19 protein-coding genes and 2 pseudogenes are annotated in these 23,782 nt (G+C 62.0%); 12 read left to right on the top strand and 9 right to left on the bottom strand.

Features of this window, described 5'->3' with window-relative positions; all coding sequences use genetic code 11:
- The first annotated feature begins 57 nt into the window (after positions 1–57).
- From urtE to ureC, 7 genes and pseudogenes are all read left to right on the top strand, one after another.
- Positions 58–756, top strand: coding sequence for an urea ABC transporter ATP-binding subunit UrtE (gene urtE / locus I5961_RS03040; protein ID WP_227234296.1), 699 nt, complete (start codon positions 58–60; stop codon positions 754–756).
- Positions 757–799: 43 nt separating this feature from the next.
- Positions 800–1,638 (top strand): annotated as a pseudogene (locus I5961_RS03035) (urease accessory protein UreD).
- 156 nt (positions 1,639–1,794) lie between these two features.
- Entirely contained in the window at positions 1,795–2,097 is a 303-nt protein-coding gene (ureA, locus tag I5961_RS03030) for an urease subunit gamma (protein WP_039766748.1), read from the top strand.
- Between the two features lie 9 nt (positions 2,098–2,106).
- Positions 2,107–2,640 (top strand): GNAT family N-acetyltransferase, encoded by a 534-nt coding sequence (locus I5961_RS03025; RefSeq protein ID WP_085703430.1) that lies wholly within the window; start codon positions 2,107–2,109, stop codon positions 2,638–2,640.
- Between the two features lie 5 nt (positions 2,641–2,645).
- Positions 2,646–3,179, top strand: coding sequence for a GNAT family N-acetyltransferase (locus I5961_RS03020; RefSeq protein ID WP_227234294.1), 534 nt, complete (start codon positions 2,646–2,648; stop codon positions 3,177–3,179).
- The gene (locus I5961_RS03015; protein ID WP_085701013.1) at positions 3,179–3,484 is read left to right on the top strand and encodes an urease subunit beta; all 306 of its coding nucleotides are present in this window, start codon (positions 3,179–3,181) and stop codon (positions 3,482–3,484) included. Before I5961_RS03020 ends, I5961_RS03015 begins: the two co-directional genes overlap by 1 nt.
- Positions 3,485–3,625: 141 nt before the next feature.
- Positions 3,626–5,326: an urease subunit alpha gene (gene ureC / locus I5961_RS03010; RefSeq protein ID WP_085701023.1), complete on the top strand. Its 1,701-nt coding sequence runs from the start codon at positions 3,626–3,628 to the stop codon at positions 5,324–5,326.
- 47 nt (positions 5,327–5,373) lie between these two features.
- On the opposite strand, the gene I5961_RS03005 is transcribed toward ureC, so the two are convergent.
- On the bottom strand, positions 5,374–12,399 hold the full coding sequence (locus I5961_RS03005; protein WP_227234293.1) for an NEL-type E3 ubiquitin ligase domain-containing protein: 7,026 nt from the start codon (positions 12,397–12,399) through the stop codon (positions 5,374–5,376).
- A gap of 178 nt (positions 12,400–12,577) precedes the next feature.
- On the opposite strand from I5961_RS03005, the gene I5961_RS03000 reads away from it, so the two are divergent.
- The gene (locus I5961_RS03000) at positions 12,578–13,705 is read left to right on the top strand and encodes a sensor histidine kinase (RefSeq protein WP_085701015.1); all 1,128 of its coding nucleotides are present in this window, start codon (positions 12,578–12,580) and stop codon (positions 13,703–13,705) included.
- Between the two features lie 3 nt (positions 13,706–13,708).
- Here the strand turns inward: I5961_RS03000 and I5961_RS02995 are convergent, their stop codons facing one another.
- Positions 13,709–14,014, bottom strand: a complete 306-nt coding sequence (locus tag I5961_RS02995; protein ID WP_085703427.1) for a chaperone modulator CbpM — start codon at positions 14,012–14,014, stop codon at positions 13,709–13,711.
- Between the two features lie 23 nt (positions 14,015–14,037).
- The gene (locus tag I5961_RS02990; RefSeq protein WP_085685048.1) at positions 14,038–14,985 is read right to left on the bottom strand and encodes a DnaJ C-terminal domain-containing protein; all 948 of its coding nucleotides are present in this window, start codon (positions 14,983–14,985) and stop codon (positions 14,038–14,040) included.
- A gap of 293 nt (positions 14,986–15,278) precedes the next feature.
- On the opposite strand from I5961_RS02990, the gene I5961_RS02985 reads away from it, so the two are divergent.
- On the top strand, positions 15,279–16,553 hold the full coding sequence (locus I5961_RS02985) for an Hsp70 family protein (RefSeq protein ID WP_085685051.1): 1,275 nt from the start codon (positions 15,279–15,281) through the stop codon (positions 16,551–16,553).
- Between the two features lie 115 nt (positions 16,554–16,668).
- On the opposite strand, the gene I5961_RS02980 is transcribed toward I5961_RS02985, so the two are convergent.
- The 3 genes from I5961_RS02980 to I5961_RS02970 all read right to left on the bottom strand — a co-directional run bounded on the left by I5961_RS02980 (position 16,669) and on the right by I5961_RS02970 (position 19,075).
- Positions 16,669–17,682 (bottom strand): AI-2E family transporter, encoded by a 1,014-nt coding sequence (locus I5961_RS02980; protein WP_085701018.1) that lies wholly within the window; start codon positions 17,680–17,682, stop codon positions 16,669–16,671.
- Positions 17,683–17,911: 229 nt separating this feature from the next.
- Positions 17,912–18,217: a PsiF family protein gene (locus tag I5961_RS02975; RefSeq protein WP_065258819.1), complete on the bottom strand. Its 306-nt coding sequence runs from the start codon at positions 18,215–18,217 to the stop codon at positions 17,912–17,914.
- 63 nt (positions 18,218–18,280) lie between these two features.
- A complete protein-coding gene (locus I5961_RS02970; protein WP_227234291.1) occupies positions 18,281–19,075 on the bottom strand; it encodes an AraC family transcriptional regulator in 795 nt (264 codons plus the stop codon).
- Positions 19,076–19,173: 98 nt separating this feature from the next.
- Here I5961_RS02970 and I5961_RS02965 point away from each other — a divergent pair.
- A pseudogene (locus I5961_RS02965) lies at positions 19,174–20,060 on the top strand (DMT family transporter).
- 96 nt (positions 20,061–20,156) lie between these two features.
- Here the strand turns inward: I5961_RS02965 and I5961_RS02960 are convergent.
- From I5961_RS02960 to I5961_RS02950, 3 genes are all read right to left on the bottom strand, one after another.
- Positions 20,157–21,047: an esterase/lipase family protein gene (locus I5961_RS02960; RefSeq protein ID WP_227234290.1), complete on the bottom strand. Its 891-nt coding sequence runs from the start codon at positions 21,045–21,047 to the stop codon at positions 20,157–20,159.
- A gap of 91 nt (positions 21,048–21,138) precedes the next feature.
- On the bottom strand, positions 21,139–21,444 hold the full coding sequence (locus tag I5961_RS02955) for a DMT family transporter (RefSeq protein ID WP_227234288.1): 306 nt from the start codon (positions 21,442–21,444) through the stop codon (positions 21,139–21,141).
- The gene (locus tag I5961_RS02950; protein ID WP_085609212.1) at positions 21,445–22,083 is read right to left on the bottom strand and encodes an FMN-dependent NADH-azoreductase; all 639 of its coding nucleotides are present in this window, start codon (positions 22,081–22,083) and stop codon (positions 21,445–21,447) included. It lies immediately after the preceding gene.
- 119 nt (positions 22,084–22,202) lie between these two features.
- On the opposite strand from I5961_RS02950, the gene I5961_RS02945 reads away from it, so the two are divergent.
- Both I5961_RS02945 and I5961_RS02940 read left to right on the top strand, forming a co-directional pair.
- On the top strand, positions 22,203–23,105 hold the full coding sequence (locus I5961_RS02945; RefSeq protein WP_227234286.1) for a LysR substrate-binding domain-containing protein: 903 nt from the start codon (positions 22,203–22,205) through the stop codon (positions 23,103–23,105).
- A gap of 98 nt (positions 23,106–23,203) precedes the next feature.
- The gene (locus I5961_RS02940) at positions 23,204–23,734 is read left to right on the top strand and encodes a ferritin-like domain-containing protein (RefSeq protein WP_064379129.1); all 531 of its coding nucleotides are present in this window, start codon (positions 23,204–23,206) and stop codon (positions 23,732–23,734) included.
- Positions 23,735–23,782: the final 48 nt, after the last annotated feature.

The following is a 23,782-nucleotide window of genomic DNA, read 5'->3' as shown; positions in this document are numbered from 1 at the left end:
GTCACGAGATGCATTCCCACGCAGAGCGTGGGAACGATCACCGGGGAGAATTTGAACATGCTGCAAGTCGACAAGCTGCACCAGTACTACGGCGGTAGCCACATCCTGCGCGGCCTGAGCTTTGACGTGAAGGTCGGCGAAGTGACCTGCCTGCTCGGGCGCAACGGCGTGGGCAAGACCACGTTGCTCAAATGCCTGATGGGCCTGCTGCCGGCCAAGGAAGGCGCGGTGAACTGGGAAGGCCAAGCGATCACCACGTACAAGCCGCATCAACGGGTGCACGCCGGCATCGCCTACGTGCCCCAGGGCCGGGAAATCTTCGGCCGGCTGACAGTGGAAGAGAACCTGCTGATGGGCCTGTCGCGCTTTCCCGGCAGCGAAGCCAAAGAGGTTCCGGCGTTCATCTACGAGCTGTTCCCGGTGCTGCTGCAAATGAAACAGCGGCGCGGTGGCGACCTGTCCGGCGGTCAGCAACAGCAGCTCGCGATCGGCCGCGCGCTGGCCAGCCGTCCACGGTTGCTGATCCTCGACGAGCCAACCGAGGGCATTCAGCCGTCGGTGATCAAGGAAATCGGCGCGGTGATCAAGAAGCTCGCGGCCCGTGGCGACATGGCGATTCTGCTGGTGGAGCAGTTCTACGATTTCGCCGCCGAACTGGCCGATCAGTACCTGGTGATGTCCCGGGGCGAGATCGTGCAGCAGGGCCGGGGCGAGAATATGGAAGCCGAAGGTGTACGCGGGCTGGTGACTATTTGAGGTTACGGTCTAATCTGTAGCGTCCTAACGATAATCAGAAAACATGAACTTACCTGTTGCGACTGCCCTGTTTACCCCGAGCTGGCACGCCGAGCTGGAGCTGGCCTATGCCCGCTTCGGCGATTGCACGCGGCCGACCCGACGCCGGCACTTAGGCCCGTTGCGGGTGCAAAAGCATCTGTACGCCGAAGGGCCCGAGGTCTGCCAGCACATCGTTGTCCACCCGCCGGGCGGAATTGCCGGCGGTGACCGGCTCGACATCAGCGCCCGCGTCGAACAAGGCGCCTGGGCGCAGATCACCAGCCCCGGCGCGGCCAAGTGGTATCGCGCGGCAGGCCCCGCCTATCAGTCGCTGAACCTGCATATTGCTGATGGCGCGACACTGGAATGGCTGCCCCAGGAAACCATCGTCTACAGCGCCGCCCAGGCGGAACTTGCGACCTCGATCGATCTTGAAGGCGATGCGCGCCTGTTCTACTGGGACGTGATAGCGCTGGGTCGTCCGGCCAGTGGCGAGCGTTTCGATCTTGGGCATTTTCAGGCGCATCTGGATATTCGCCGCGATGGCCGACTGCTTTGGCACGAACGCCAGCGCATCGTCGGCGCCGACGGTTTGCTTGATTCGCCGATCGGGCTGGATGGCAATCCGGTGTTCGCGACGTTGCTGGTGACCGGCGAGATCGATGCCGAACGGCTGGAGCGCTGCCGCTCGCTGGGCCACGACGTGCGCGGGGATCTGACGCAGTTGCCCGGTCTTTTGGTCGCCCGTTGCCTGGCCAGCGAAGCGTTGCTGGCGCGGGCCTGGATGATCGAACTCTGGCGATTGCTACGTCCGGCACTGCTCGGCCGGGAAGCCCTGCCCCCCGAATCTGGAATACCTGAAACATGCTTTTCTGTGGGAGCGAGCTTGCTCGCGAAAGCGTTGCATCAGTCACCTCAAATGCTGAGTGTGACGACGTCTTCGCGAGCAAGCTCGCTCCCACAGGGATCTGTGCCAACAGTCCCGACCTTTTCAATCTGCCCAAATGGATTTCTACGATGGACCTGACCCCACGCGAAAAAGACAAGCTGCTGATCTTCACCGCCGGCCTCGTTGCCGAGCGGCGACTGGCCCGTGGCGTGAAGCTCAACTACCCGGAAGCCATGGCCTATATCTCGGCGGCGCTGCTTGAAGGCGCCCGTGACGGCCAGACCGTGGCCGAACTGATGCATTACGGCACGACCCTGCTGACCCGCGATCAAGTGATGGAAGGCATCCCGGAAATGATCCCGGAGATTCAGGTCGAAGCGACGTTTCCCGACGGCACCAAACTGGTCACTGTCCACCAACCGATCGTCTGAGGCCGCGCCATGACTTACACCATCCGCGATGCACTGCACGCCGACCTGCCGGCGATCCGCGACATCTACAACGACGCCGTGCTCAACACCACGGCGATCTGGAATGAATCCGCCGTCGACCTCGGCAACCGTCAGGCATGGTTCAGCGCGCGTCAGGCCCAGGGTTATCCGATCCTGGTGATCGTCGACGCCGACAACGCCACCCTCGGCTACGCTTCGTTCGGTGACTGGCGGCCATTCGACGGTTTCCGCCACACGGTCGAGCACTCGGTCTACGTGCGCAGCGACCAGCGTGGCAACGGCCTCGGCCCGCAACTGATGACCGCGCTGATCGCACGCGCGAAAACCTGCGGCAAACACATCATGGTCGCCGCCATCGAGAGCGGCAACGCCGCGTCGATCCGCCTGCACGAACGCGCCGGTTTCATCACCACCGGGCAGATGCCGCAAGTCGGCACCAAGTTCGGCCGTTGGCTCGACCTGACCTTCATGCAACTGACCCTCAATCCTGGCGCGGAGCCACCGCCCGCCAACAAGGAGTGATACCGATGAACCCCGCCCAACTGCGACGCGTCAATGCGGAAAGTTTTGCGCACTATCGTCAGGGCCTGATCGACCTGCTGCTCGACGCCGTTGGTTATGGCGCCAGCGTCGGCTTCATGGACGACCTCGATGCCGCTCAGGCCCGCGCCTATTTCGACGACGTGCAGGACAACCTGAACAAAGGCAACGTCTTGCTGTGGGTGGTGGTCAAGGATGAACAAGTGCAGGCCAGCGTCCAGTTGAGCCTGTGCCAGAAGGCCAACGGCCTGAACCGTGCCGAGGTGCAGAAGCTGTTGGTGCGCGAACACGCCCGGCGGCGCGGCCTCGGCCAGCAGTTGATGCAAGCGCTGGAACTGACGGCCCGCCAGTACAAGCGCGGCATGCTTTACCTCGACACCGAGGCCGGCTCCCCCGCCGAAGATTTTTACAAGGCCCTGGGTTACACCCGCGCCGGGGAAATCCCCGATTACGCCTGCGACCCGAACGGCACCTATCGCCCGACGGCCCTCTATTACAAAGTCCTGCAAGGAGCGAACTGATGATTCCCGGCGAATACCGGATCCAGCCCGGCGACATCGAACTCAACGTCGGTCGTCGCACGGTCAGCCTGAAAGTGGCGAACAGCGGCGACCGGCCGATCCAGGTCGGCTCGCACTACCATTTTTTCGAAACCAACGACGCCCTGACCTTCGACCGCGCCGCCAGCCGTGGCATGCGCCTGAACATCCCGGCGGGCACCGCCGTGCGCTTCGAGCCGGGACAAAGCCGCGAGGTGGAACTGGTGGAATACGCCGGGCATCGCCGAGTGTTCGGGTTTGCCGGGCGGGTCATGGGTGACCTCTGAATTTATACCGTTTGCGCAGGCCCCTTCGCGAGCAAGCTCGCTCCCACAGGTGATCGCATTCCCTCTGTGGGAGCGAGCTTGCTCGCGAATCTGTGAGCGAAGCGAACAGTCTCAAAAACAATTGAATCTCAAGGCATGCGCATGAAAATCTCGAGACAAGCCTACGCCGACATGTTCGGCCCAACCGTCGGCGACAAGGTGCGCCTGGCCGACACCGAGCTGTGGATCGAGGTCGAGCAGGACTTCACCACCTACGGCGAAGAAGTGAAATTCGGCGGCGGCAAAGTGATCCGCGATGGCCAGGGCCAGAGCCAGTTGCTGGCGGCCGAAGTGGTCGACACCGTCATCACCAACGCGTTGATCATCGACCACTGGGGCATCGTCAAGGCCGACGTCGGCCTCAAGGACGGGCGCATCGCCGCGATCGGCAAGGCCGGCAACCCGGACGTGCAGCCCGGCGTGACCATCGCCATCGGCGCCAGCAGCGAAGTGATCGCCGGCGAAGGCATGATCCTCACCGCCGGTGGCATCGACACCCACATCCACTTCATCTGCCCGCAGCAGATCGAAGAAGCGCTGATGAGCGGCGTCACCACCATGATCGGCGGCGGCACCGGCCCGGCCACCGGCACCAACGCCACCACCTGCACTTCCGGACCGTGGCACCTGGCGCGGATGCTCCAGGCAGCGGATGCGTTCCCGATGAACATCGGCCTCACCGGCAAGGGCAACGCCAGCCTGCCGGAGCCGTTGATCGAACAGGTCAAGGCCGGCGCCATCGGCCTCAAGCTCCACGAGGACTGGGGCACCACCCCGGCGAGCATCGACAACTGCCTGAGCGTCGCCGACCAGTACGACGTGCAGGTGGCGATCCACACCGACACCCTCAACGAATCCGGTTTCGTCGAAACCACCCTCGGCGCGTTCAAGGGCCGCACGATCCACACCTATCACACCGAAGGTGCCGGCGGCGGCCATGCGCCGGACATCATCAAGGCCTGCGGTTTCGCCAACGTGCTGCCGAGTTCGACCAACCCGACCCGGCCGTTCACCCGCAACACTATCGACGAACACCTCGACATGCTGATGGTCTGCCATCACCTCGACCCGAGCATCGCCGAAGACGTGGCGTTCGCCGAAAGCCGCATCCGCCGCGAAACCATTGCCGCCGAAGACATCCTCCACGACCTCGGCGCGTTCTCGATGATCAGCTCCGACAGCCAGGCCATGGGCCGCGTCGGCGAAGTCATCACGCGCACCTGGCAGACCGCCGACAAAATGAAAAAACAGCGCGGCCCGCTCGCGCAGGACGGCGAAGGCAACGACAACTTCCGCGCCAAGCGCTACATCGCCAAGTACACGATCAACCCGGCGATCACCCACGGCATCAGCCATGAAGTGGGTTCGGTGGAAGTCGGCAAATGGGCCGATCTGGTGCTCTGGCGCCCGGCGTTCTTCGGCGTGAAACCGACGCTGATCCTCAAGGGCGGTGCCATCGCCGCGAGCCTGATGGGCGACGCCAATGCCTCGATTCCAACCCCGCAACCGGTGCACTACCGCCCGATGTTCGCCAGCTACGGCGGCTCGCTGCACGCCACCAGCCTGACCTTCATCAGCCAGGCCGCGCAGGAGGCGGGACTGCCCGATGCATTGGGCCTGAAGAAGAAAATCGCCGTGGTCAAAGGTTGTCGCGACGTGCAGAAAACCGACCTGATCCACAACGATTACCTGCCCAACATCGACGTCGACCCACAGACCTATCAGGTCAAGGCCGACGGCGTATTGCTCTGGTGTGAACCGGCCGAAACCCTGCCGATGGCGCAGCGTTACTTCCTGTTCTGAGACAAAGCCCTGGGCGTCGAGACAGTCGACGCCCAGGGCTGTGGTGATCATCGAGCGGAAGCGTTCATCAGGTCTTGCGAAGTGCCCTCGGTGGCGGTGGGCATCGGTTCGCCGGTCTCAAGGTGCGACAACTCGATCAGTTTCGTATTGCGCTCAATGCTGCGCTCGACCTCAAGCATCTGCACCGCCTCGCGATAGGCTGTGCTGCTCACGTCTTCGTGTTCACCTTCCAGGCTTTCGAGTTGCTCATCGGCATGGCGGCCAAGCGCGGCGAACGCCTCCGGATATTTCTCGTTCAGGTATTGCACCCAGTATTCGCGGCTGATCAGGTCCTCATAGAACCGCACGCTTTTCTCGGCCTTCACCACCGCAGCACGCGCGGCTGCCAGCTCTTCGCCCCTGATCGGCCGGGCGAACCGCATCTGGCCGGGCTGACCCGGGAGCTGCAATCCATCCTCCCAGCCTGAGGTCAGGCCGATTCGATACTGCAGACGCACCTCCGCCGGATCGGCATGACGGTCCATGCTGCGGGTGGCGAGTTTTTCCACCTCGCCCAGACGGAACAGCTGCCGTGACAAGTCGAGCAAGGCGCGTCCCTTTTCCGCAAGGCCGGGCTGCAAATGGCGCAATGCGTTGTATTCGAACACCTTGACCTCGATTTCACTGAACGCCAGGGTTCGCCCGTCGACACAGGTGGAGTGAGTGGTCGCCATGGAAAATACCGTGTCGCGCAGCTCCTGGCTGCCATCGATCGTCTCGACGATTTTCCATACTCGCCGGGTCAGGTCGGCACGAAAAACCCGGAACTCTTCGGTATCCGGCATCCGCGACAACAGATGGAAGAACGCAGCGTTGTCGGGTTCGCCAGCCAATCGCTGCCACATCATCCGATATGACGCGACATCCTCCTGGGCAACGCTTTCCATCCACGGAGCGGCCTGTTGTTCGAGGATGCCTTGAGCAGGCGTCAAAAGAACTTCATCCGGCTCCGGCTCGCTCTCGAGCCCCGCACCCTCACCGTCGCTTTCAGTGGTGCTATCCATGTCATCGATCATCCGGTCGATGTCGGCATAGGTAATGCCCAGCACCTCATGGCGTCCCTGGGTATCGGCGTACGCTCGCAACCGGACAAGGCTTTGCTGCGATATTTCGTAATTCTCCGACAGGTTGCTGCTCGCGATCAGCGCGGTATGAGTGCCGTCATACAGCTCGGAAGGAATCGACGCGATTTCGTTGCTGCTCAGATCGACCGCTTGCAGATTCGGCAACTGCAATACACCGTCAGGCCAGGCAGCCAGCAGATTGTCACGCAGGTCCAGCCGTTCCAGCCGCCCGAGGCCAGTGACATCGAACGTGTACAGGCTGTTATGGCTCAGATCCAGCCAGCGCAATTGCTCCAGCCCCTGAAGGATCGGATACATGGGTGTGGATTGCGCCAGGCCCGTGGACGACAGCTCAAGCCGTTCCAGCAAGCGCATCTGCGCAACAGGTTCAGGAATTGCCAACAGATGGTTGCCGCTGAGACTGAGCCGACGCAGCTGCGTAAATGCCCCGAGAAACCCGTTCGAACCACTTGTGGTCAGCTTGACCCCGGACAGATTCAGGTTGCTCACCGCAGGCATTGACTCGACCAGCTCAGGCAGATTACCCACCTGTAGACCGTCGAGGCTCAATTCGTGATCTGCCACGCCGTTCCAGTCAATCGAACCTTCGCGCCAGCACCTGATGATGCGCTGCGCGGCGAGCTGGCGGCTGCGCGACGATACGACCCAGTGCGTGCCCCGGGTTTCATGGGTGAACAGCCAGTCGTTCAGGCGCCGGGTGAGCGACTCGAATGACTGCTCCCATTGCGCGATCCGGGCACTGATCTGTGTATCGACCAGGCCGGCGTCCCGCATCTGTTCAATGGACGTCTGCGCACGGGCGGCGTCGTAATCCGGGCGCAGCCGCCGCAAACGCGCTTCCCACGTTACCGGACCTTCGCCCGTCGGCAACGGTGGCAGCGGCAACAGGCGTCGAGCAACCACCGAGCCGCTTTCCATGGGCGGTGTCCGGTGACGCGGCTCTTCCAGTGCAAAGCGTTGCAGCGAGCCGGCGACCAGGCCATGGCTGTCCTCGATCCGCGACCGGGCAGCAGCGAGATCGGCACGCGCCTGCGGACTCAGCGGAGTGTCGGTCAGGCTGGTGTCGAGCAACAGCTGATCACGAGACAGCAACGCCTGCGGTAACGACGTCAGGCGGCTGTCACTGAGATCCAGCCAGGTCAGCTCGGGCAGCGTCTCGGCACCGGTCGGCCATTGATCAATGGCAGTCTTGCTCAGGTCGAGCGCCCTCAGTCGGTTCATGCCGCGCACATCAATATTGCTCAATGGATTGTCATGCAGGTTCAGGGTTTCCAGCGTCGGCAGATCACCTGGCTCCAGCGGCAACGCAGACAGATTGCAATCGCTCAGATCCAGCGTATCGAGGTGCTGGAAAGTACGGAGAAAACCGCGCATTTGCTCCAGCGGGGCCTTTAACCCTGCCAGATACAGGTTGCGGACATGGTTGAAACCTTCAGGAGATAAGGTTGGCAGACTCTCCATCGGCGAACCGGCGATATCCAGCACCGAGGCGTCGTTGGGAAAACTGACATACAGGTTGTAAAACACGCTTTCAGTGCGTGTGCCATAGCGCTGAAGCAACCCGCTGCGCCAACTGCTCATCAGCGCTTCAGCCACTTCCGAGCGTGCTGTTCCGCCGTTGAACACGGTCGGCTCGGACCCCACCCACTCCTGCAACCGATTGAGTTCGTTGAACTGCTCGCTCAGGGTTTCGATGGCCGCAAACCGGCTCATCGCATCGGTAAATTGCGCTTTGAAGCCATTGTTCAAGACATCGAGCAGGCCGGACTCCATGCGGACGAAACGCTTGAGTTCGCCGCGACAGTAATCGGCAACCATTTCGTCCAGATCGAGCAGATGCCGGGGTTGGCTGCGGACAAACTCGTAGATCGGCTTGAACACTCGTCGCGTGAACCTCGACCAGTCCAGAGACAGACCGGACAACAGGCGCTGGTGCCCTTCATAGATGTCCACCGGCAGGCTGTTGATGGCGGTCGAGCGCAGGTTCAAGCGCTCGAGCCGGGGCAGGTCCAGCACACCGCGCGGCCATTGGTCCATTTGCAGGGCGTTGACTTCGAGCCTGCGCAACTGCCGCATGCCGCTGACATCAAGGGTCGTCGGTACGACTGGATTCATCCCGACACCGGTACAGTGCAGCTCAAACTCTTCAAGCCGGCTCAACTCTCGAAGCCGCGTCGCCACAGTCGCAGTCAACGGCGTCGAAAGTTTCAGGCGGGTCATGTGCCGCAGCGACTTCAGCGTCGCAAGCGTCTTCTCGAACTCCGCCGTACTCGTGGTCAGTGTCAGCCTCTCGACATTGGGAAACACGGCGAGCGTTTCGGCGACCACCGGCGCGCGCAGGGTCAGTTCGCGGACGTGGGCGAAATCTGCCGCCAGTGGCGGCAATGGCGCATCACTGATGAGGGTGAGGCGCGCCGCTTCAGGATCGTGTCCCGCCAACGGTGCATTGCGCCAGCCATCCTTGATGCTTTGCGCCGTGTGCATGATTGCGTCGCGGGACTCTCGCTGGCGCAGGTCCGGTGACATCGACCATTGATCAAGTGTCGTTTCAAGCTCTCGCCATTCGCTCATGCGATTGTTGAGCAGATGGAAGATCTGTTGATCGGTCTTGCCCAGGCGCCATTGTTCGAGAATGAAACCTCGGGCCTGTGCGTCACTCAGTCCGGGATAGAGCGCCTGGACGTGGCTGGTCAACACCGGATCCAGCCCGGCGCTCTCACCACTGGCCGGATACCCCAGCCGCCCGGAAGCCATGCGACGAGGCGGCCTGAACCAACGGGCGGCGGGTCGAAACACCTGCGCGCACGCCGTGCGATGAGTGCGTGCGTAATCAATGATCGCGCGTTGCAGTTCCCTGCTTTGCCCCACCTGTGGCAATCCGATCGAGCGCCGAGCCTCATCGGGCAGCGCATGCATCAGCGAGGCGTAAAAGTTGTCCCCTCTGGCGGGCATACTGTTGAGTGTTTCAGCACGATCGTCAAAGGCCTGCCAGGCCGTACCGTTCCTGACCACGAATTTGTGATGCGGCGCGGCCTCGCTGCCAATGGCATCGATCAGCGGTCCGCCGACACCGCCTGCGCGTAGTTCCAGACGTACATCGCCAGGCCAGCCAGGTAGTCTGCTCAATGCATGCAGCGCCAGTCGGGCGCTATCGTTCGACGCCATGGTTTCGCCGTGCAGCCCGGCCATGGCCCGGGTCAGGCGCCCTTCACCGGCATACTCGCGACTGAGCTCCTGCAAATGCAGGGGAACGCGTGGTGAACTGTCCAGCCGCGCGAGTTCGTCGGCATTCGCCTGATGCAGCACAGTCTGCGCGGCCCGCTCTGTCAGGCCTGGCTGGCTTCGCTGCAATTTCGCGATCCGTGGCGCAACAGGATCGACGGGCCGTAAAAGGCTCTCGAGCAGCGCCGGTTTGCGAGCGCCGGCAAAATCGCCGATCTGCCGGGCCAGTTCCTGCGGCCTCACGGCGGCGACCCGTGCAGGCTCATCACCGAGTAATCCAACCACTTCGGCCTCATCCAGTGAGGCCAGAATCCGCGCCGGCAACCCACCGCTCAGCACCTCGGCCCGGCTGATCCGGATGGGCGCCCTGCCACCGCGCCGTGTCCCGTAACGCAGCGCACTACCCGACAAATCAGGAGACTCGTAGACCTGCAACTGCCGCCCCCACGGCCAGCGTGGCATCTCGGGCAGCAAGGGCAAAACCTGCAGGTATCGCTCGTCGATGGGTTGCGTACCGGCCACCTGTTCGACGATCAGTCCGGCATCCCGTTCGGCGCGGAAAAGTCTCATGGCGTCCGCCAGCTCCGGGGGAGGCAAGGCGTTGTCCAGGTGCATTTTGCGCAGGGCTTCATCGCTGACACCGGCCACGTCGCCAAGGATCAGCAACTGTTCGTCGGCGAAGGCGTCAGTACTGTGGCCGATTCGCCTGAGCAGTTTCAGTCGATCCCAGCGCTGCGGGCGCTCAAGCGTGTGTCGCCAGGCGCCGGCGCCGTTGTGCGCCAACGGCGGATGATAGGCCTGCGGATCACTTGGATGGCTGATACGCCACGCTTTGAGCGACTCGTCATAAGTCTGCCGATACGTCTTGCCGTCAAGCTGAATGTATTTGTCCTGCCCGACTTCGTATTGCCCCAGCGCATTGGGCGCTGCGCGCGAGTCCAGCTTCACCGGACTCTCGTAAGCGCTCAGGTCAGGCTTCCACAAGCGGGTGGTGCCATCGGGCATCTGCACCTGATGCAGGTTCTCGATGGCCGGCACCGGCCTGGCAGTCGTCAGCCTGGCGAACGCTTTACCGCCACCTGACATCAGAGCGATCAATGCCAGGTTCTGCGCGACATCGATCAGATGCGCCTTCGCGGCCTTGCGATCGCCCTCACTCCATTCGATGGCACCTTCAAAGGTTTCGTCGAGCAGTTGCCCGGCCATCACCCCCATCATCAATTCCCCCAGCACCGGCACGAACATCGAAACACCGGTCAGCACCAGCATTCCGAGATTGAGCAACCCGGCGAGTTTTTCCGAGCGCACCCTGGCATCGACATCCGCGGTGGGTACGGCGTGGCTACGGGCATCGGCGATCAGTCGATCGCGATGCTGATCGAACAGGTATTCCCACAGGTCGACATTGTCCGCCCAGATCCCGTGGCCCTTGCGCGACAAGTCCACGGGATTCAGATACGGATCAGGATTCGGGACCTGCTCGACGGCAGGCGCAGGCGGCAACTCGCGGATGCCGACAAACGTCCCGCTGATCGGGTTGATGGCCTTGAAAGCCTCATTAAGCAGTGGAGCGTAGGGCGTCAATCTTTGTAAGGCCGTTCGGCCTGGCTTGTCATCGGTGAACTGACTGAAATAGTAAGACCGGTCGGCATAGGCCACGAACTGACTGAAGAACCGCTGATACGCATTCGGGTCCGCCGGATGAGCCTGCGTGGCATCGCGCGCAGTGAAGCGCTGCTTGAACATCGCTTCGATTTCCTGGCCCTTGTAACGCTTGAGCGGGTGATAAGGATCGCCCGGGATATACAGGATCGAGTCGTCGCTGTAGCGGTACTTCTCGCAGATCGCGAACAACACACAGCCGGTCATGCGCCGCCCCATCAGGCCCAGATCGCAGAACCAGATCTGTCGCTTGCCCTGGCGCGGCGCAAGCTCGCCATTGAGGATCGAGCGAATCGAGGCGTAGTCTTCGCGCCCGATATCGCCCGTGAGCAGCGCCACTTCGGCCGCTGCCCGCAAAGCAGTCTTGTGGGCGTCGATGAACTTGTCGCGCAGCACATTCCTGGCCACCGCATCCTTGGGGTACAGAAACGCCTTGAGGTAATCCTGATACTTCGCTCCGATGTCCAGCGAACGGCACAGTCCGGTGAACTGCTCGACTGTCAAACGGGTGGTTAACGGTTCCAGGGTGCCCGGTTTCGAGGTTTCAATGCGAAATCCCGAAGTCCGATGAAAGGCCCCGCCCTTACATTCGCGGGCTTCGAAATTGTGCAGCGCTGCTTGCAGCAAAGGCAGTTTCAGGACCTGGAAAGAATCGATTTCGATGGCGAAAATCCCCACCTCCACCGGTTTGTTCAGCACCAGCCAGGTCTTGTTGACGTCGAGGGTCACGTTGAACCGGTCCTTCAGGGCCTGGGTCAGCAAGGGCGCTGCGAAGCGATCGATGTCCTGAAAATCCGACATGGCATTGTCCAGCCGTGCCTGAGCGGCGAGGCTGGCGGTCAAGGCATCGCCCACGGCCTTGCGTTGATCGCGGGATGCGTGCCTGTACCAGTCCGGTGTGGCGACATCGGTATGCTTCAACGCCTCACGCTGGCGCTGCGAAGCATCGATCAGCCATCCGGGACTGGACCGCTGCAGCAGGTCGGCGTGCAGACTTTGCGTTACAAAGGCGCTCGGCGCTGCAACGGGGTCCGGGGAAGATGAAGCGGCAGGGATTTCGGACATGGTTTCACTCCTTCAAATGGAGCAAAAGCAGACCATGACCGACCTCCGTGGCTGCGGTACATAAATATCGCAACGGGGCAGCTTGTCAGCGGACGTTTCAGGCTGGAGCGGCGCTTTCATTCCCGCGCAAAGGGTCTAATATTCGAACGCCCCGCCTTGAATTTCCAGGAACCCGGTCATGCGTTTATCCGAATTCATCAGGCAACACGCGGATCACATCGTCGAGGAGTGGGAACAGTTCGCCAGGACCATCAGCCCGGCGGCCGACACCATGGATCAGGCGGCACTGCGCGACCATGCCAAGGCCATCCTGCTGGCCGCCGCGCGGGACATGGACACCACACAAACCGCCCGCGAACAAATCGCCAAGGCCAAGGGCGAAGGCCCGGAGAAAACCCCGAGCCTGGATGAGGCCGGTGCCAGCCACGGTGAGTTGCGCCATGCCGTGGGCTTTGACCTGGTGCAGATGACATCGGAATTCCGCCACTTGCGCGCCTGCGTGATCCGCCTCTGGGCCAACAGTCTGGAAACCCCGGACATGGCGTACTTCCAGGACATGATCCGTTTCAACGAAGCCATCGATGAAGCCCTCGCCGAGTCGACCGCCGCCTACGCCGAGCAGGTCAACCGCTCGCGCGACATTTTCCTCGCGATCCTCGGTCACGACCTGCGCGCACCGCTGCAAGCGGTCAGCATGTCTACTGAGTTGCTGATGCGCAAAACAGCTCTGGAGGGCGATGCGCTGAGCTGTGCGTTGAGCATCAAGCAAGGTGCGCGGCACATGGCGGCGATGGTCAGCGATCTGCTGGAACTGGTGCGCAGTCGCCTGGGCAAGAGCCTGCCGATAGAGCCCGCGCCGATGGACTTGGCCGATGCGGCGCGGGCAGCGATTGCCGAAGCCTGTGCCGGCAACCCGCAAAGCGATCCGACGCTGATCATCGAAGGCGATACGCGGGGTGTCTGGGATTCCGCTCGACTGGCACAACTGCTGCAAAACCTGATCGGCAACGCCTTGCAGTACGGGACTCACCCGCGGGATCTGATCGTGACGCTGAAAGGTGAAGGCGATGTCGTGAGCCTGACGGTGCACAACCATGGCGAGCCGATTTCCGAAGAAGCCATCGGCACGATTTTCGACCCCTTGGTGCGTAGCTCCAATGAAGAGCTCGGTCAGGCCTCGACCAGCCTCGGGCTGGGCCTGTTCATCGTCAAGGAAGTGGTGACCGCCCACGGCGGAACCATCGAAGTCAGCTCAAGCGAAGCCGAAGGAACGCTGTTCAGCGTGATGCTGCCCAGACAGGCCTGAGCGCTACTCGACCACCAGCCGCGCCAGCCGCTGACGGAGCATGCGATTCTCGGCCCGCAGCTCCTTGACCTCTTCCAGCAGGTCCAGCGCCAGGGCGACGCCTTCCCATTCCAGGTCAAGGTCGCGCCGCAGTTTGGCGGCGCGTTTGGCCAGGGCCAGTTCGTAGTCGGTGAAGCGCCATTCCCTGGGCTGCGTGCCCTGAGGTTCGAGGATGCCGTGTTCGACGATTTCGATCACGTAGACGTCCGACAACTCGGCCGCCTCACAGAATTCTGCCATGTCCAGTTGAACGATCAGGGGGCTGCTCATGATGGGCTACTCCGTCGTCAGTATCAGAAGTTCTCGCGCGGATTGAAGGCGGCTTTCTTCGCCAGTTCCTGCCACAGCGCCTTGACGTCATCGCCGTTGGCTTTGGGCATCACGGCCTTGAGCTGGACGAACAGATAACCGCGTTCGCCGGCCTTGTTCTGCAGACCGTGGCCCTTGGCGCGCATGCGCTGGCCGTTCTGGCTGCCGGCCGGGACCTTGAGGTTGATCTTGCCGGTCAGGGTCGGCACGGCCACTTCGGCGCCCAGCGCCAGTTCCCACGGTGCCAGCGGCAAGGTGATGATCAGGTTTTCGCCTTCGACATCGAATTTCGGGTGTGGCGCGAAACGGATGGTCAGGTACAGATCGCCATTGGCGCCGCCACCGATGCCCGGTGCGCCCTGGCCCTTGAGGCGGATGCGCTCGCCGTCGGTCACGCCCGCCGGAATTTTCACGTTCAGGCTCTTGCTGGTGTTGCTGACGTGCTGGCCCGAGCCGTTGTATTGCGGCACCTGGAAGCTGATCTTTTTCGATTCGTTCGAAAGCGTCTCTTCCAGAAAGATCGGCAGTTCCAGTTCCACGTCTTGCCCTCGCCGTCCGGCGCTGCGGGATTGCCGGCCAGCGCCGCCACCAAAACCGGGGCCGCGATTGCCGAAGATCGAACTGAAGAAGTCCGAGAAGTCGCCGGTGTCGCCACCGCCGCCGAAACCGCCACGGCTCTGCCAGCCCGGCGGGCCCTGGAACGGCTGCCCGTGCTGGCCGTAGCGGCGCAGGTCGTCGTATTCGGCGCGCTTGTCGGCGCTTTTCAGCGCTTCATAGGCTTCCGAGGCATCCTTGAACTTGGCCTCGGCGTCCTTTTCCTTGCTGACATCGGGGTGGTATTTGCGCGCCAGCTTGCGATAGGCAGCCTTGATTGCCTTGTCGTCCGCCGTCGGCTCCACGCCGAGTATCTTGTAATAGTCTTTGAAGTCCATCGAAGGAATCACCATCCGTTAACGATTTCGCGCCGTTGCCAGCATGCGCCGATTTGCGCGTGCCGGGTTGACCGATCTCAAGTTTGTGACCGGGTGGCGCAGCAGAAGTTTATCGGCAGTGGACAGCGGTTCTTGCGACCGCCGGTGTGTCTGCCGGCCCATGCCAGCAAGTTTGGGGCAAAGCGCCGACTTTCAAGCAAGCTTAGTCGCTAAATAGCAGATGACCGGCCTTCGAATCTGTCGCGCACTGACATACACTGCGCGGCCGTTTTTTTGACCGGAACCGAAAGACCATGAAAGACGCCTCTCCAGCCCGTGCCTGCGGCATCGACTTCGGCACGTCCAACTCCACCGTCGGCTGGCTGCGCCCCGGCGTGGAAACGATGATCGCGCTGGAAGACGACAAGATCACCCTGCCGTCAGTGGTCTTCTTCAACATCGAAGAGCGTCGCCCGGTTTACGGCCGTCTGGCGCTGCACGAATACCTGGAAGGCTACGAAGGCCGGCTGATGCGCTCGCTCAAGAGCCTGCTCGGTTCCAAACTGATCAAGCACGACACCAGCGTCCTCGGCACGGCGATGCCGTTCAAGGACTTGCTCGGGCTGTTCATCGGCCAGCTCAAGAGCCGCGCCGAAACTGCCGCCGGTCGTGAGTTCGAGCAGGTTGTTCTGGGCCGCCCGGTGTTCTTCGTCGACGACGATCCGCTGGCCGACCAGGAAGCCGAAGACACCCTGGTGGAAGTGGCGCGCAAGCTCGGTTTCAAGGACGTTTCCTTCCAGTACGAGCCGATTGCCGCTGCGTTCGACTATGAGTCGACCATCGAAAAGGAAGAGCTGGTACTGATCGTCGACATCGGCGGTGGTACTTCGGACTTCTCGCTGGTGCGCCTGTCGCCCGAGCGTCGCGGTGTGGATAACCGTCACGACGACATCCTCGCCACCGGCGGCGTGCACATCGGCGGAACCGACTTCGACAAGCAACTGAGTCTGCAAGGCCTGATGCCGCTGTTCGGCTATGGCAGCCGCATGAAAAGCGGCGCGTTCATGCCGACCAGTCATCACATGAACCTGGCGACCTGGCACACCATCAACTCGGTGTACTCACAGAAATCGACCCTGGCCCTGGGCAGCATGCGCTACGACATCGAAGACACCGGCGGCATCGACCGTCTATTCAAGCTGATCGAACAGCGCGCCGGGCACTGGCTGGCGATGGAAGTGGAAGAAACCAAGATCCAGCTGACCCACAACGACAGCCGCCATGTGGCGCTGGATCGCATCGAGCCGGGTCTGAGCGTTGAATTGACCCGGGCGCTGTTCGAGTCGGCCATCGAATCGCAGCTCGAGCGCGTGCGCGGCAGCGTCACCCAGTTGCTGGCAGACGCCAACGTGGCGGTCGGTCAGGTCGATACGGTGTTCTTCACCGGCGGTTCCAGCGGTATTCCGGCGCTGCGCAATAGCGTCTCGGCAATGCTGCCGAACGCGCGGCATGTCGAAGGGAATATCTTTGGCAGCATTGGTAGCGGCCTGGCGATTGAAGCCATGAAACGTTACGGCTCAGTAAACTGATCCAGTTTCTGCGGCGCTGCCAATCGCGAGCAAGCTCGCTCCCACAGGATCAAATTGAACCTGTGGGAGCGAGCTTGCTCGCGAAAGGACCGGTTCAGACGCTACAAGGCCTGGATCAAACCATCCCGCCCAGCTTCAACTCACTCTTCAGATACGCGTAATAGATCGGCCCTGCCACCACTCCAGGCAGGCCGAACGCGGCCTCGAACACCAGCATCGCCAGCAGCAACTCCCAGGACTTGGCACTGATCTGCCCGCCGACGATGCGCGCGTTGAGAAAGTATTCCAGCTTGTGGATAAAGATCAGGTAGCCCAGCGCCGCAATCGCCACCCAGATCGACAGCGACAGGCCGACGATGGTGATCAGCGTGTTCGACATCAGGTTGCCGATCACCGGCAGCAGACCCAGCAGGAACGTCAGCACGATCAGGGTCTTGGTCAGCGGCAGCTTGATCCCGAACAGCGGCAGGATCACCGCCAGGAAGATCCCGGTGAAGAAAGTGTTGAGCAGGGAAATCTTGATCTGTGCGAACACGATGTTGCGAAATGCCTGAACCAGCAGGTGCAGACGGTCGAACAGTGCGGCCGCCAGCGGTTTGCGCTTGGTGACGTCCGGTACGCGCTGCAAGGCGATGATCGCGCCGAGCACCATGCCGATCAGCAGCGTCACGAACATGTGCGCCGCGTCCTTGCCCACCAATTGCAGTTCGGACAAATGCTTGCTCGCCCACTCACCGATGGCCACCCGGAACTCGGCAGCGCTGGCCGGCAGATAGGCATCGATGAACGGCGGCAACTGCCCGCGCGCACGGTCAACCACACCCATGAATTTGTCGAGAGAAGCGCCAGGGTTTTCCGCTTCATGCAGCAGGAAACTGATGGCGCCGGCAAAGATCAGCGTCAGCACACTCACCACCAGCGTGCCCAGCAGCGCCACCGCCAGCCAGCGCGCACGCCGGCCTTCGATCAGCCGTTGCAGTTGCGGGGTGAGCATGTTGACCAGCTCGTACACCAGCAATCCTGCCAACAGACTGGGCAACAATCGCAACGGCAACACCAGCAACAGGCCGCCGAAAATGATGATGCAACTGACCCAGAACACTACATGACGCTCAGAAAACGTTGGCATACAGCCTCAAAACGAACGGCGTAAAAGGATTGGCAGTCTGCCAGCGATCCGAGAGGAGCACTAGGGATATGCGGGCAGACCTTTGGGGCCTCATCGCTGGCAAGCCAGCTCCCGCAAGTTATGTGTCGAACACAAATAGTGTGAACAGCCTCATTCGCTGTGGGAGCGGGCTGGGTCCGGGCGGCGATCCGACGATGGGGCCAGCACACTCACCACAAAGCTTCGGCGTTTATTTTTTCTTCAGGCAATCACTCATGAACGCCTTGCGCGCATCGCCGGTCAGGGCCTTGGTCTTGGCGTCGGCATTGCAGGTCTTCATCTTTTCCTGCTGCGGGGTCAGGGTCTTGGCGTCATTGGCGGCCGGGGCGGCCTTGAGGCAAGTGCTCATGAAGGCTTTGCGCTCGTCGCCCTTGAGGCTCTTGGCCGTGGCGTCGGCGTTGCAGGTGGTCATTTTGTTCTGTTGCGCCGTGGCGGCGAAACCCTGGGAGCACAGCAGCAGACCGATCATCAACAAAGGGACACGCAGCATCTTCATGGAGTTTTCTCCTTGTCGCCGCATCGATGGATACGGCCTCCGGCTGAGTGTAGTCAAAGCTTGTTACACCTTCCTGCTCTCCAGGTGACTGCGCCGGTATTGCTCCGGGGTACATCCGGCCTGCCGGGCGAACATGGCGATGAAGGCCGAGCCGCTGCTGTAACCGAGATCGAAGGCGATTTCCTGCACGCTGCGCGCCGACTCCAGCGCCTCGATTGCCGCCAGATAACGCAGCCGCTGGCGCCATTCGCCGAAACTCATCCCCAACTCCCGCACAAATTGCCGGGCCAGGGTGCGTTCGCTGACATGCACCTGCGCCGCCCAGTGCGCCAGCGGCTCGTTGTTGCCGGGCTCGGCCTGCAGGGTTTCGAGGATGGTCAGCAAGCCGGGGCTGCTGGCGTAAGGCAAATAGCATTGGTGAACCGGCGCCTGACGCAGCTGATCCACCAGTACCTGAGCCAGTCTCTGGTCGGCCTCGAACGCGGGGATCTTCACATCACGGGCGGCGAAGTCCTTGAGGATCGCCTTGAGGATGTCGCTGATTGCCAGGGTGCAGGCCTGCGCCGGCAAGTCGGAACACACCTCCGGCGCCAGACACACCGCCCGATAGTTGACCGGCTGATGGCTGTAGAAACTGTGCTCGACCTGCGGCGGCACCCACACTGCGTATTGTGGCGGCGACATGAAGCGGCTGCCGTCGACATCCATGTGCAGTACACCGTGGGCCGCGTACTCCAGCGTGCCCCACGGATGGCGGTGCGGCGCGGCGTATTCATGAGCGTTGAAGTCGGCGTAGCGGAAATACACCGCCGACGGCAGTTCGCTGAAATCCAGCAGGTCGATGTGCTTACTGTTCATGCTGTCCGGAATCAGGGGCGGGTTGTCCGGTTCGCAGTATAGGCCTGTATCCAGACAGAGGATAATCAGCGTTCATCAACGTACTGGTTTCTCTTCCCATGCAATACGCGTTTCCCCTGCTGGCGATTTTCATCTGGGCCGGCAACACCGTGATCAACAAGCTCGCAGTCGGTGCAATTTTCCCCGCCGAGATCGGCTTCTACCGCTGGCTGCTCGCCGGCCTGCTGTTCACGCCGTTCATGCTGAAAAAGGTGATCGCGCACTGGCCGCAGATCCGCCCGAATCTGGGCAGGATCTTCATCCTCGGCGTGCTCGGCATGGCGGTCTACCAGAGCCTGGCCTACTTCGCCGCAACCCTGACCAGCGCCACCAACATGGGCATCATCCTGTCACTGATGCCGTTGATGTCGCTGGCCATGGCGATCATCAGCCTCGGCCAGCGCCTGACCGCCGGCGCATTGGTCGGTGCGGTGCTGTCATTCGCCGGCGTGCTGGTGGTGGTGTCGTCCGGCAGCCTCGGCGCACTGCTACAACACGGCGTTAACCTGGGTGACGCGATGATGCTGATCGCCACCCTCGCCTACGCGATCTACAGCACCCTGCTGAAAAAATGGCAGCTGCGCCTGCCGCCACTGGTGTTGCTGTATTTGCAGGTGCTGGTGGCGGTGGTGGTGCTGTTTCCGCTGTATGCTGTTTCACCGAAGACCGGCCTGACCCTGCAGAACATTCCGCTGGTGCTCTACGCGTGCCTGCTGGCCTCGATGCTCGCGCCGCTGGCGTGGATGCAGGCCGTGCAGCGCCTGGGGCCGAGTCGGACCACGCTGTTCTTCAACCTGCTGCCGCTGATCACCGCACTGATTGCAGCGGTGGTGCTGAAGGAACAGCTGGCGATGTATCACCTGGTCGGTGGCTTGCTGACGCTGGGGGTGTGGTTCTTTCCGAGCGCTGGACCACTGTCCTCGGCCGCAAACTCAGCGTCGCCTGATCCGGCCTCTTCGCGAGCAAGCTCGCTCCCACAGGGGAACGCATTCCAAATGTGGGAGCGAGCTTGCTCGCGAAGAACGATAACTCGGTTTAACGGTTAAACCCCGGCGGCTTTCAACCGCGCGGCATGCTCGACAAACAGCCGCACCGGGTCCGCGCCTTTGCCGACCAGACCCAGTGACTGGTTGACGATGTCGAAGTGATCCATCGGGTAGTCATCGCCGATGACCGTGCCCAGGTGCGAGCTGTAGCGTCCGACCATGCCGTCGCACTGCCCCGGTTCGCGCACGAAGGTTTTGGCGAACAACCGGCAACTGCGGTTGGTGCCGTCAAACAGGTTGCCGCCGCGATCGGTCTTGCCCGGCTGCAACGTGCCGGACCACGAGTAATAACGCACACCGTTGACCTCTTCCGCCCCGTGCCCACCCCAGGTTTTCGGCAGGCCCTGTGGATAACGCTGGTTGAACAGCGCCACGCCTTCGGTGGTCAGGGAGTTGTGCGAGGCGTGGATATCCACCGGCAGTTTCGGCCCGTGGTAGCCGGTTTCCAGCAGCGCCATCAGCCAGCCGACAAAACGCAACAGCGCCTCAAGGACTCGGCCCTTGGCGCTGTCCGCCGGGTAATGCTTCGCCAGATAGTCGGCCAGTTCCGAACCGTGATTGGGCCCGGCCACCGACGTGACTGAAGCCACCAGATCCGGACGTTTGGCCGCCGCATAACGCGCCGTCAGCGAGCCCTGGCTATGGCCGAACAGATTGACCTTGGCCGCGCCGGTCTCACGGAGAATTTCATCGATGCGCGTCAGCAACTGCTCGCCGCGCACCTCGGTGGAATTGAGCGGCGACACCTGCACCGCAATCACCGTCGCACCACCCCGGCGCAACGCCTTGATGATCCCGTACCAGTACGGGTACAGCACCAGACGGATAAAACCGAGCATTCCCGGCACCAGCACCAGGGGATAACGCGTGGCCGAATCTTGCGACATGGGCAAACATCCTTGTGGTCGGTGAGTGGATGCAGGGCGTGCAAAACGCCCGCCAAGCATCCTCCTCGATGATGACAACTCCACGACCAGCCTACTTCAGCCCCACCACCCCCGCCACAATCAGCCCCACCGACAGCAACTTCACCAGCGTCAGGCTCTCACCCAGCAGGGCAAAACCGAGAAACACCGTGCCGAGCGAACCGATGGCGGTCCAGACCGGATAAGCGATGCTCACCGGCAACTCGCGCATCGCCAGGGTCAGGAAGTACACCCCGCCCACCGCCGCGATCACAGTGATCAGCGACGGCCACAGCCGGGTGAAACCCTCGGCGTACTTCATGCCCATGGCGAAGGTGACCTCGAACCCGGCCGCGATCAGCAGAAACAGCCAGGCCACCTAGAACTCCCGGGCCAGGTCGAGCAAGCGCTGCTCGGCCTCGGCCACCGACACCGCGAAGGTACGCTCGGCGGATTCCTCGCCCTCGGCGGCGACCACCGTGACGTCGTTGATGCCGATGAAACCCAGCGCCGTGCGCAACCATGGATCGGCGTGATTCAGCGCCTCCAGCTCCCCGCCCGGGCCGAATCCGAAACCTCCGCGACTGGTAACGATCAGCGCCTTCTTGCCGTGCAACAGCGGCGTGTACTGGGCGATGCCGTTGTCCAGCGTATGGTCGAACGTCAGGCCCAGACGCACGATCTGATCGACCCAGGCCTTGAGGCCGCTAGGCACGTTGAAGTTGTACATCGGCGTGGAAATCAACAGCAGATCGTGATCGAACAACTCGCCCACCAGTTGATCGCTGAGCGCCAGATCGGCCTGCATTGTCAGCGGTCGAGCCTCGGGCTCCGGGTAAAACGCCGCCGCGACAAACGCTTCATTCACGGCCGGAATCAGCGCCCGCCCGACTTCACGGCGGGTGACCTGAGCCTGTGGATGACGGACTTGCCAGGCGCTGAGAAAACTTTCCGCCAGGCGCCGCGAATGGGAACGCTCACCGCGTGGGCTGGCATGGATCGCAAGAATCTTGCTCATCTGAATCTCCTCGGGGCTAGACTTGAGTGACTGTGTGGCGCCAGATTGCAGCGCTCATGTCATCGGCTCAAATGAGCAAAAATCAGTCTGGATGAATTGATTTCATCCGTGGAGTTTTCATGTTCGCTGCCTTGCCCCTGACCGCCCTGCGCGCGTTCGAATCCGCCTCACGCCTGTTGAGTTTCAAGGCGGCCGCCGAAGAACTGGCGGTGACGCCGACGGCGATTTCCCATCAGATCCGCTCGCTGGAGGACTGGCTCGGCGTGGCGCTGTTCGAACGCCTGCCGCGCCAGGTGCGCTTGACCGAGGGTGGCGAGCGGCTGTTTCGCAGCCTGCACGGCGCGTTTCTGGAGGTGGCGCAAAGCGTCGACACGCTGCGTCCGCAACGCAGCGGCAGCAACCTGACACTGTCGACCACCGCCGCGTTCGCTGCGCTGTGGCTGGTGCCGCGACTGGGGCGGTTTTATGCCAAGCACCCGAACATCAATGTGCGACTGGACACCCACTGCGAAGTCATCGACCTGCATCAGGACGCCAGCGTCGATCTGGTGCTGCGCTACAGCCTCGACGACTACCCGAACCTCTACGGGTTGTGCCTCTTCGATGAATCGTTCGGCGTGTACGGCTCGCCGGAACAGGTGGCATTGGCCGCCCGTCGCACCCCGGCGCTGATCAGCGTGCGCTGGCACAACTCGAAGCTCTACGCCCACGGTTGGGAAGCCTGGTGCGCACAATCAGGCGAGAACTGGTTGAATCAGCACCCGGCCGTCCGCGAATACGACGAAGAGCATTACGCCCTGCAAGCGGCCATCGCCGGGCAAGGGCTGGTGCTGGCGAGCAACATTCTGGTGTCGGAGAGCGTCGCCAATGGTTTGCTGGTGCCGTACAAGGGTGACGTGCAGGTCGACGGTGCCGGTTACAGCGCCCTCTGTGTACCGGGCCGTGAGCGGCATCCACCGGTGAAAGCGTTTTTTGCCTGGCTGCGCGAAGAAGCACAGCTTTCCGGGCATGTCCCGCGCTGAATCCGACAAAACTTTTTGCGGTGTTTATCACTCACAACCAGGTAACGATCACGTCAGCAGAACGTGACGCCAATTGGATTAGCCTCCAGGAGACTGAAATGAGTGACCTGCATTTGTCTGATGTTCAAACCCTGCGCGAGCGCGCACGCCAGCATGTGGAAAATGGCGCGGTGACCGAAAGCTACAGCGCCAACCGTGAAGAAGTGCTGCGCCTGCTCAACGAATCGCTGGCCACTGAACTGGTCTGCGTCCTGCGCTACAAGCGCCACTACTTCATGGCCAACGGCCTGAAAGCCAACGTCGCCGCCGACGAATTCCTTGAGCACGCCACTCAGGAAGCCGAACATGCCGACCGTCTCGCCGAGCGCATCGTGCAACTGGGCGGTGAGCCTGAGTTCAACCCTGACCTGCTGTCGAAGATGTCCCACGCGCAATACGTGGCCGGCAACACCTTGAAGGAAATGGTTTACGAAGACTTGGTGGCCGAGCGGATCGCCATCGACAGCTATCGCGAGATCATCCAGTACATCGGTGAAAAGGATCCGACCACGCGCCGGATCTTCGAAGACATCCTGGCTCAGGAAGAAGAGCATGCGGATGACATGGCGGATATTCTGAAAGACCTCTAATCCCCGCTAACCCCACCGACCGATCGTTCCCACGCTCTGCGTGGGAAT

The organism is Pseudomonas sp. IAC-BECa141 (genome assembly GCF_020544405.1).
Classification (GTDB): domain Bacteria; phylum Pseudomonadota; class Gammaproteobacteria; order Pseudomonadales; family Pseudomonadaceae; genus Aquipseudomonas.
The sequence above is the reverse complement of the archived record's forward strand: the minus strand, read 5'-3'. Positions and strand labels throughout refer to the sequence as shown.

Coding starts and splice junctions, on each gene's coding strand:
- I5961_RS02990 (WP_085685048.1), bottom strand. CDS start 14,985: ATGGACTTCAAAGACTATTACAAGATACTCGGCGTGGAGCCGACGGCG.
- I5961_RS03000 (WP_085701015.1), top strand. CDS start 12,578: ATGCGTTTATCCGAATTCATCAGGCAACACGCGGATCACATCGTCGAG.
- I5961_RS02945 (WP_227234286.1), top strand. CDS start 22,203: ATGTTCGCTGCCTTGCCCCTGACCGCCCTGCGCGCGTTCGAATCCGCC.
- I5961_RS02940 (WP_064379129.1), top strand. CDS start 23,204: ATGAGTGACCTGCATTTGTCTGATGTTCAAACCCTGCGCGAGCGCGCA.
- I5961_RS02970 (WP_227234291.1), bottom strand. CDS start 19,075: ATGAACAGTAAGCACATCGACCTGCTGGATTTCAGCGAACTGCCGTCG.
- urtE (WP_227234296.1), top strand. CDS start 58: ATGCTGCAAGTCGACAAGCTGCACCAGTACTACGGCGGTAGCCACATC.
- I5961_RS03020 (WP_227234294.1), top strand. CDS start 2,646: ATGAACCCCGCCCAACTGCGACGCGTCAATGCGGAAAGTTTTGCGCAC.
- I5961_RS02960 (WP_227234290.1), bottom strand. CDS start 21,047: ATGTCGCAAGATTCGGCCACGCGTTATCCCCTGGTGCTGGTGCCGGGA.
- I5961_RS03025 (WP_085703430.1), top strand. CDS start 2,107: ATGACTTACACCATCCGCGATGCACTGCACGCCGACCTGCCGGCGATC.
- I5961_RS02980 (WP_085701018.1), bottom strand. CDS start 17,682: ATGCCAACGTTTTCTGAGCGTCATGTAGTGTTCTGGGTCAGTTGCATC.
- I5961_RS02950 (WP_085609212.1), bottom strand. CDS start 22,083: ATGAGCAAGATTCTTGCGATCCATGCCAGCCCACGCGGTGAGCGTTCC.
- I5961_RS02975 (WP_065258819.1), bottom strand. CDS start 18,217: ATGAAGATGCTGCGTGTCCCTTTGTTGATGATCGGTCTGCTGCTGTGC.
- I5961_RS03015 (WP_085701013.1), top strand. CDS start 3,179: ATGATTCCCGGCGAATACCGGATCCAGCCCGGCGACATCGAACTCAAC.
- ureA (WP_039766748.1), top strand. CDS start 1,795: ATGGACCTGACCCCACGCGAAAAAGACAAGCTGCTGATCTTCACCGCC.
- I5961_RS03005 (WP_227234293.1), bottom strand. CDS start 12,399: ATGTCCGAAATCCCTGCCGCTTCATCTTCCCCGGACCCCGTTGCAGCG.
- I5961_RS02995 (WP_085703427.1), bottom strand. CDS start 14,014: ATGAGCAGCCCCCTGATCGTTCAACTGGACATGGCAGAATTCTGTGAG.
- ureC (WP_085701023.1), top strand. CDS start 3,626: ATGAAAATCTCGAGACAAGCCTACGCCGACATGTTCGGCCCAACCGTC.
- I5961_RS02985 (WP_085685051.1), top strand. CDS start 15,279: ATGAAAGACGCCTCTCCAGCCCGTGCCTGCGGCATCGACTTCGGCACG.